A 1927-nucleotide genomic window follows, 5' to 3' on the forward strand; every position below is an offset into this window, starting at 1 on the left:
GGGTTAACGAGTAAAATACAAAGTTATAAAAAGAAAATAATTGATACGAAGTAATAAAAAAACTGTAGAGAGTGTGTTCTCTACAGTTTTTTATTGAAAAACAGAGTGAAGAACGTTTGCGAATAAACGGAAAAACACTTTCTAATATATGGTGAAATATAGTTAGGGAGATGCGGAAAATATCCACGCTCTTTTTTGCAGTAGGAGGGGTTTATGGGTAACAACCAGATCATTCGTTTATTGTATGGTATTTTAAGTTTTGTTGGGGCAATTATATTCTTGAGGTTGTGTGAATATCTTTTTGATATTAATTTGTATAACGAAATGACCGATTCATTTATATTCTCTTTTTTAAAATACATAATATCCCAATGGAATATCGTGTGTTTCCGTTTGTTTCGAGTATTGTTACTAGTATTATGTAAATAACATTTCTTTAAAACGCTGTATTAGCTAGTAAATCAATATAATAACCACACTATAAAAGTAATCAATCGTTGCTATTCATCCAGCTTCTACTATATAATAGCTATAGTCTACAATAATTGAGTCGTAATATGCGATTTTTTAGGACAATCGGTGAGAAAACGCTGAAATAAGCGGTATTAGTAGGAGGACACAAATGATTACAGTAAGTAACGTTAGTTTGCGTTTCGCAGATCGCAAATTATTTGAAGATGTTAACATAAAATTCACGCCAGGTAATTGCTACGGTTTAATCGGAGCAAACGGTGCTGGTAAATCAACATTTCTAAAGATTTTATCTGGAGAAGTTGACCAATCAACAGGTGACATACATATTACGCCAGGTGAGCGTCTAGCAGTATTAAAACAGAATCACTTTGAATATGAAGAGTTCCCTGCACTAGAAACAGTAATGATGGGTCATACACGTCTTTATAAAGTAATGCAAGAGAAAAATGCAATTTACATGAAAGAAGACTTTAGTGATGAAGATGGCATGCGTGCTGCAGAACTTGAAGGTGAGTTCGCTGAGCTAAACGGTTGGGAAGCTGAGTCAGAAGCTGCAATCCTTCTAAAAGGATTAGGTATCGGCGAAGATATTCATGATAAAAAGATGTCTGAATTAACAGGGGCAGAGAAAGTAAAAGTATTACTTGCTCAAGCTTTATTCGGTCAACCTGACATTCTATTACTAGATGAGCCTACCAACCATTTGGACTTAAAAGCGATTCAATGGTTAGAAAACTTCTTAATGAACTTTGATAATACAGTTATCGTTGTATCCCATGACCGTCACTTCTTAAATAAAGTATGTACGCACATGGCTGACYTTGATTTCGGTAAAATTCAATTATACGTTGGTAACTATGACTTCTGGTATGAGTCAAGCCAATTAGCATTAAAACTAACGCAAGATTCTAACAAGAAAAAAGAAGAGAAAGTAAAAGAGTTACAAAACTTTATTGCGCGCTTTAGCTCAAACGCATCTAAAGCGAAGCAAGCAACTTCTCGTAAAAAATTGTTAGATAAAATTACATTAGATGATATTAGACCGTCATCACGTCGTTATCCGTTCGTTGGTTTCACACCAGAGCGTGAAGTAGGAAATGACTTATTAACGGTTGAAGGTATTTCTAAAACAATCGACGGAGAAAAAGTATTAGATAATGTGAACTTCACTTTAAATAAAGGTGATAAAGTTGCATTTATCGGCCGTAACGATATTGCAATGACAACATTATTTAAAATTCTTATGGGTGAAATGGAGCCAGATAGCGGTTCATTCAAATGGGGTGTAACAACATCTCAAGCTCATTTCCCAAGAGATAACTCTGAGTACTTCGAGAACAGTGATTACACTTTAATTGATTGGTTACGTCAGTTCTCTCCACAAGATGAATCAGAAAGTTTCTTACGTGGTTTCTTAGGCCGTATGCTATTCTCTGGTGAAGAAGTAAAGAAA

The 1927-nt window shown here is 34.7% G+C and carries 1 protein-coding gene; it reads left to right on the forward strand.

From position 1 onward, the window contains the following. Positions 1-622: 622 nt before the first annotated feature. Positions 623-1927, forward strand: a 1305-nt coding sequence (locus AC1DTM_RS24425; protein ID WP_477001098.1) for an ABC-F family ATP-binding cassette domain-containing protein, incomplete at its 3' end; no start/stop codon positions are given.

Source organism: Bacillus sp. P4_D3, assembly GCF_056401855.1.